Annotated in this window: 6 protein-coding genes; all 6 read left to right on the top strand. The window is 46.3% G+C overall.

Going from position 1 to position 7085, the window contains the following annotated elements; translation table 11 throughout:
- Window positions 1-310: M23 family metallopeptidase (locus UF75_RS13780; RefSeq protein ID WP_045575172.1), on the top strand; the 310-nt coding region annotated here is incomplete at its 5' end.
- 39 nt (window positions 311-349) lie between these two features.
- A complete protein-coding gene (locus UF75_RS13775) occupies window positions 350-1225 on the top strand; it encodes a M50 family metallopeptidase (RefSeq protein WP_045575171.1) in 876 nt (291 codons plus the stop codon).
- Between the two features lie 155 nt (window positions 1226-1380).
- A complete protein-coding gene (locus UF75_RS13770) occupies window positions 1381-3237 on the top strand; it encodes a TIGR03960 family B12-binding radical SAM protein (RefSeq protein WP_045575170.1) in 1857 nt (618 codons plus the stop codon).
- 6 nt (window positions 3238-3243) lie between these two features.
- A complete protein-coding gene (locus tag UF75_RS13765) occupies window positions 3244-3930 on the top strand; it encodes a TIGR03936 family radical SAM-associated protein (RefSeq protein ID WP_045575169.1) in 687 nt (228 codons plus the stop codon).
- 748 nt (window positions 3931-4678) lie between these two features.
- Window positions 4679-5977 carry an Rne/Rng family ribonuclease gene (locus tag UF75_RS13755; RefSeq protein ID WP_082075145.1) on the top strand — a complete coding sequence of 433 codons (1299 nt, stop codon included), beginning with the start codon at window positions 4679-4681 and terminating at the stop codon, window positions 5975-5977.
- Window positions 5955-6530: a hypothetical protein gene (locus UF75_RS13750; protein ID WP_156146436.1), complete on the top strand. Its 576-nt coding sequence runs from the start codon at window positions 5955-5957 to the stop codon at window positions 6528-6530. The genes UF75_RS13755 and UF75_RS13750 overlap by 23 nt, the downstream gene beginning before the upstream one ends.
- The last annotated feature ends 555 nt before the right edge of the window (window positions 6531-7085 follow it).

The following is a 7085-nucleotide window of genomic DNA, read 5'->3' as shown; positions in this document are numbered from 1 at the left end:
AATTGATGTTGGGAGTGCTTTGGGAATTTCTGTAGTAGCTCCTGCAGATGGAGTGGTTACTTTTATAGGGGAAGATCCTCAATTAGGGAAGATCGTGAAAGTGGATTTTGGAGATGGGTGGACCACAGTGTTAGGGAATCTCGGCGGAATTTCTGTTCAGAAGGGTCAGAAGGTTGTCAAAGGACATATTATCGGAACGGTCGGTCTTTCGGCACCCTTGAAAAAGCCGTGGCTTCATTTTGAATTAAGAAAAAATAACAAGCCTGTCAATCCGATCCCTTATCTCATCCCCCCAGAATCCAAGAGTTAGCTGGGGTAATACTAAAAACTCTATTGTGGAGGGCAAGAAATGGAGCTTGTGAAATTATCCGGGGTGAGTATTCGAATCCATCCCACCTTTCTGTTAGTTTTGCTTCTTTACGGAGTCCTGGGTTTGGCAGCCCAGGCTCTTCTGGTCTTTACCCTTGTTTTAGGACATGAATTAGCGCATCTCTTAACGGCGAAAGCCTACGGATTTAAAATTATGGGGCTCGAGTTATTTCCTTTCGGCGGAGCTGCGTACTGTGACGATCTCTTTGAGGGGAGGAAACTAGAGGAGAGCATCATGGCACTGGCAGGTCCTGCTTTTAACGTTATCCTTCTATTTATTGCCCAAGCTTTGCGCTGGAATGGGTTATGGACGGGGGAATTCTCCGATGATTTTGTGCGGTATAATTTTTGGCTTGCCGCCTTTAATCTGATTCCTGTTTTGCCCTTAGATGGTGGACGGGTGGTACGAGCCCTTTTTTCGGGGGGATTTGGATTCGTCCGTACGACAAAGTTTTTAGCCTGGGCAGGAAAATGGCTAGGGGTTGTCTTAATCCTTTACGGCATAATTTTAGGGGTACGAGGAAAGTTTACAGAAGGACCGCTTTTCTTTCTTATATTAGGGGGCTTCTTTTGGTTGGCTGGGAGTAAGGAAATTTCTTCAGCTCATATTACCTTTCTCAGGCAATTGACCCGTAAGAAAGAAGAACTGATGAAAAAAGGGTTGATGCGTAGTTTTATGCTCACGGTACAGAGCAACACTCCCCTGGTGCGAATCATAGAGGAGTTTACTCCGGATCGATACGCTTTGGTTACCCTAACCAATCAAGCAATGGGGCTGGATAAAGTTCTGACCGAGACGGATATTGTGGAAGGAATGTTGCGAGAGGGAATTCACGTTCCCGTGGGTAAACTTTAGGAGATTAGGGAGTACTCCAATTGTGTAGTAGAAGTCTCACAATTGAGGGTAGAGGAGAATATTCGAGGATAAATTGTAATAGATATTGGGTATTTTTGTTATATATGATATAATATAAGTTCACAATATAGTTACAAGGAGGCCTCGTTGACACCATGAGTAAAATAACTGCGGCGGAGATACGCCGGCAGGTTGAACGCTTTTTACCGAAAGTCTTAAAACCAAGCCGCTATATCGGATCTGAATGGAATGCGATCAAGAAAGACTGGGATAAAACCGAGGTGCAGATGGTCTTTGCTTTTCCGGATGTGTATGAAGTTGGAATGTCCCATTTGGGAACCCGAATCCTCTACCACTTAGTCAACTCGTTTCCGGAATTTCTCTGTGAAAGAGTTTTTGCGCCTTGGATTGATATGGAGAAAGAGTTGCGGGAAAAGGAAATACCGCTGTATGCCTTAGAATCCTTTCAACCGCTTAAAGCCTTTGATGTGATCGGGTTTACCTTACAATATGAAATGAGTTTTACCAACATCCTCAATATGCTGGATCTTGCGGGTATCCCTATGCGAGCCGAAGATCGTGGCCCGGAGGACCCTTGGATTATTGCCGGAGGTCCTTGCGCGTATAACCCAGAACCCTTGGTAGGCTTTATTGACTTCTTTTTAATTGGAGAAAGCGAAGAACAGTTGCCAGAGGTGTTACGCCTCGTAGCCGAGCAGAAGAAAAATCCCGTTTTGCGCCAAGACTTTTTGAAGAAAGTTGCCCAAGTTCAAGGGGTTTACGTGCCGGACTTCTACCATGTGACTTACAAACCGGATGGCCGTATCGAGAAGATTGAGGCTGAAGCGGGCGTTCCTCCCGTCGTCGAAAAAGCCATCGTTAAAGATTTAGACCAAGCATTTTTTCCCACTAACCCAGTGGTTCCCTATCTGGAAATTGTGCATGATCGGATGATGCTGGAAGTCATGCGCGGTTGCTCGCGAGGATGCCGATTCTGTCAAGCGGGTATGATCTATCGACCCGTGCGGGAGCGCTCAGCGGAAACTCTACTTAAACAAACTGAGGAATTGGTGCGTTCCACGGGCTATGATGAAATTGCTCTCACCTCCCTTTCCAGTGGGGATTACTCTTGCATCCAGCCGGTTATTCATAACATACTTGAACAGCATGGGGCACAGGGGGTTGGAGTTTCTCTTCCTTCACTCCGAGTAGACTCTTTTGATGTTGAGTTAGCCGAGACTGTACAAAAGGCGAGAAAATCGGGCTTGACGTTCGCTCCAGAAGCGGGTTCACAGCGCTTACGTAACGTGATAAATAAAGGAGTCGAGGAGAAAAACCTTCTCGATGCCGCAGAGGCAGCGTTTCAAAAGGGTTGGTCGACGATTAAGTTGTATTTTATGGTGGGATTACCGACGGAGACCCAAGAAGACATTGATGGGATCATCGATTTGGCTAAGAAAGTCGCCAATCTAGGCACTAAGCTAGGACGCCGTAATATTAAAGTAACCATCTCTACTAGTATCTTTGTTCCGAAAAGCCACACCCCCTTCCAGTGGGAACCTCAGGAATCAGGCGCTTCAGTGGACCTAAAGCAGAGATATCTTAGAGATAAATTGAGAGATCGCCGTCTAAACTATAATTATCATGATGTGAAGACTAGTTACCTCGAAGCGGTGTTCGCTAAAGGGGATCGGCGTTTGGCGCCACTCTTAGAATGGGCTGTCCAACACGGTTGCCGTTTTGATGGTTGGGGAGAACAATTCAAGTACAGCGTGTGGATGGAAGGACTTCAAGAGTTAGGAATCGATCCTCAATTTTATGCGAATCGCACGATGGACTATGATGATATTTTACCTTGGAACCACATAGGAAGTGGAGTTAACCCACAATTTTTGGTCGAAGAGCATCATCGGGCTCTCCAGGAAGCAAAGACGATTGATTGTCGATATGCTGATTGTACGGGATGCGGGGTTTGCCCAAGCCGAGGGGTTCAGATTGAGTTGAAAGGGTGAGTTGCCATGCGGCTAAGAATCGCCTATACCAAGATTGAAGATGCAAGATATATTGCACACCTAGACCTGACAAGGGTGTTTGAACGTGCGATCCGACGGGCTGAGATTAAGATGTCTTATACGGAAGGGTTTAACCCCCGTCCTAAAATTTCCTTTGGTTTCGCCCTCGCGGTCGGGACGGAAGGAGAGCGGGAGTACGTGGATATTGATCTCCTGCACGATATGGATTTGGGAGAAGTACTAGCGCGCATTCAGGAGCAATTGCCGCCGGGAATCCGGTTGCTCCAAGGGCGAGCTCTGGATCCCGGGGCTAAATCCTTAATGGCGGTGCTCAATGCGGCCACATACAAGATCCGGGTACCTATGGCCTTGCCGATTCAGTCGGAACGGTTACAAGAAGCGGTAAGTGCTTGGCTTGCTCGGGAACATGTTACTTTTTCTCGTTATACGAAGAAAGGACCGACCGATAAAGATATTCGACCTTGGATCAAGCAGTTGAGTGCCGAAATTCAGGGGGATGTGATCCTCTTTGACCTAGAGGTTGAAATGGGGAACGCTGGTAGTGTTCGCCCTGAGGAAGTCTTGGCTAGTCTGCGGGAACTGGAGAATTTACCACTGGATATAGAGGCAGCGCATGTTAGACGTACGGGGGTTCATGTGACTTATGAGGGTGGGAAGAGTTCGCCGATTTGAGTGGCTTGATGAGCGTTTGAGTGGCTTGATGAGCTTTTGAGAGCTCGAGGTGCGATTTGCAAGTTCACACAACGCTCCCATTGCTGTTTGCTTAACTGCAAAACAAGCAAGCCAAACCTCTGGGCTTTCTGCATGTGAACCAGTGGCTTGCTTACGTTTTGCAGTATAAGCTGCACTTGACGCAATTCCGCTAATCGTGTTCACTTTGCAAATCGCACCTCTCTGCTTCGAAGCTGAGCTGCGCCGTGGGGCTGAGAACGGGCGTGGGTTAGGATGCTTGGGATTTATGATTTAGCGACATGCTTTAGGCATGCGGCACCTCTGAATCGGTGCTTAGGGGAACGGTGTAGAGTGTGCAAGTTTGCGTGCAAGTTTGGGGACGGTTCTTGACTTGCATTTCATTGACGCAATTCCGCTAATCGTGTTCACTTTGCAAATTGCACCTCTCTGCTTCGAAGCTGAGCTGCGCCGTGGGGTTGGGAATGGACGTGAGTTGAGAACGGACGTGAGTTGGGATGCTTGGGTCGCAACGGTGGACATGCTTAAGGCATGCGGCACCTCTGCATCGGTGCTTAGGGGAACGAGGTAGTGGAACGGTAGACTGGAACGAGGGACGGTTCTTGGTTCCACTAATTAGGGAAGCAAGAACCGTCCCTCGTTTCCCATGCATCTCTTGAGCTTTAGTTTGGTCCACGATATCATGGGGTAAGCGTTGTTACGCAAGTTCTCTGAGGAGGTGTTAACTTTTATGAAAAACCAAACCACCGGTCCACGCCTGAAAGAAATCGTTTTGCAAACTAAAACTCAAATCCAAATTAAGAATAATAGCCAAACCCAGTCCCAGAAGGTACGGGCAGCCGTCTTTGAAGAGGGGGAATTGGTGGAACTGTTTGAGGAAGAGGGCGGCTCATCCCATATGGTGGGGAATATTTATAAAGGTAGGGTTGAGAATGTTCTGCCCGGTATGCAGGCTGCCTTTGTTGATATAGGGGTGGACAAGAATGCGTTTTTATATGTGGGTGATGCTATTCCGTCGCGCTTTGAGGAGGATGATAAGGTTTCTTCAGTCGTTCAGGAACGAATTGAGAATGTCCTCAAGCCACGTCAGGAACTTTTAGTTCAAATTACCAAAGAACCGGTGGGTACGAAGGGGGCGCGGATTAGCGTTAACATTACTCTTCCTGGGCGGTATGTTGTGCTGCTTCCTCAGGTTAGTTACATAGGGGTATCTCGGAAGGTTCAAGATCATCGTGAACGGACGAGACTCCGGGATTTAGCAGCCGCCTCTAAACCAGAGGGTATGGGAGTGATCGTACGTACTCTTGCTGAAGGGATCGACGGGGATGAGATAGCAGAAGATATTACTCAGCTGGTGGCTTTTTGGCAGGCTTTGCAACCGAAGATTCCGCATGTCTCGGTTCCTGGACTAGTCCATAAAGATGTCGATCTCATTTCTAGGTTGGTCCGTGATTGGATTGATCAGGATGTGGAGAAGATTACGGTCGATCAGGAAGAAGTCGGTCAAGTCATACGCAAAGCTTTACGGGAGATTGAGCATCCAGCCGCCAAGCAAGTCCACGTCGTCCCAGGGGAGGACCTTTTTGCTAAATACGGTGTGGAGGATGAAATCCGTAAAACCTTACGGAGTAAAGTATGGTTAAAAAGTGGCGGCTATCTGGTCATTCAACAGACAGAGGCTTTGATTGTGATTGATGTGAATACAGGAAAATATGTGGGGCAACGTTCCCTTGAGGAAACGGTAGTCCATACAAACCTGGAGGCAGCGAGGGAAATTGCCCGTCAGTTACGGCTGAGAAATCTTGGCGGAATTATCATCATTGACTTTATCGATATGACGACAGAAGAGGCTCAAAAACAGGTGATTGAAGTACTGGAGACAGCCTGTGCTCGGGATAAGACGAAATCTCAGGTTTTAGGGTTAACTCAGCTTGGGCTTGTAGAAATGACCCGGAAAAAAGTGGGTCAGACCTTAGCTGTACGCTATACTTCGCTTTGTCCGACCTGTGATGGAAGTGGTAGGGTATAAATATAGTTTTGAAGCCGGTGATGGTGGAAACTCGAACGAAGTATCAACGCAACCTATAGGTGACCTTAGTAGTAAAGTAGCAGACTTCGCCAGTACGCTGAGGAGCGATACCACGGCAACCTTCACTTGGACACCCGTAGTAGGAGCAATGGAGATCAAGATTGAACAAACACTAACTGGAAGCGACACGTGGACTGAGGCGACAACTGGAATAATCGCAGTCGATGCAGCAACTTCTATAGTAACGGGATTAACTGCATCCACTGGATACGACTTTGGATTGGTTGTAAACGGTGGAATCAATGTCGGAAATTCCAATACACTAATAAATGTTGTGACAGATCTAAGCAAGGCCGATATATCCAGCAGCTTTTCTGACACTAATTTTAAACAGGCAGTATGGGAGTGGCTTGGTAACAGCGGAACACCGTTAGCTTTTTCCCAACAGGATTTAAGTGGGTTGATGCAATCCCGTCGCGTTTCAACTTGTGGCTTTTTGGCAGGCTTTGCAACCGAAGACTCCCCATGTCTCGGTTCCAAGACTAGTCCATAAAGATGTCGATCTCATTTCTTGGTTGGTCCGTGATTGGTTTAAAAAGCGTAAAATTGTGCCTTATCCGGAATTCGGGATAAGGCACAATTTTACGCTTTTCAGTTAAAGAACACTATAGGTTTGAGAAAGAATGGAGGCCTTTCCGCTAATTGATTGTGGAAACAAGTCTTACCTTCAATAAGGTCTAGAAGGACATATGAAGAAAAAATCTATCGTAGGTTCCTCTGAGTAGATAATTCATGAACTAATCGGAAATGTATAGAATATACTGGTTATGGAAAGAACAAAGCAAAAGCTGAAAAGAGGAATGCTTATGAAATGGGTAATTCTCTTCATAGTTGTAGCTGCGTTAGTGTTATTGTTTAATCATGGGGCCCATAAAGATAGAGGATAATCGAGACAACAAATCGATTATCCTGTTTTAAGTTGGCTAATAAAAACAATCTAAATAGGAAGTGTAATCTGAAATCCAAGTTTTTAGCAATAAGTTAGGCAAATAATAACCGTCGGACTGACGGCTTATTTTATGTTCATACATAAAAATTTATATTTATG

Source organism: Desulfosporosinus sp. I2, from assembly GCF_000960765.1.
Classification (GTDB): Bacteria; Bacillota; Desulfitobacteriia; order Desulfitobacteriales; family Desulfitobacteriaceae; genus Desulfosporosinus.
The sequence above is the reverse complement of the archived record's forward strand: the minus strand, read 5'-3'. Positions and strand labels throughout refer to the sequence as shown.

Excerpts from the sequence above, each read along its gene's own strand:
- UF75_RS13770 (WP_045575170.1), top strand. The coding sequence starts at position 1,381 with ATGAGTAAAATAACTGCGGCGGAGATACGCCGGCAGGTTGAACGCTTT.
- UF75_RS13765 (WP_045575169.1), top strand. The coding sequence starts at position 3,244 with ATGCGGCTAAGAATCGCCTATACCAAGATTGAAGATGCAAGATATATT.
- UF75_RS13755 (WP_082075145.1), top strand. The coding sequence starts at position 4,679 with ATGAAAAACCAAACCACCGGTCCACGCCTGAAAGAAATCGTTTTGCAA.
- UF75_RS13775 (WP_045575171.1), top strand. The coding sequence starts at position 350 with ATGGAGCTTGTGAAATTATCCGGGGTGAGTATTCGAATCCATCCCACC.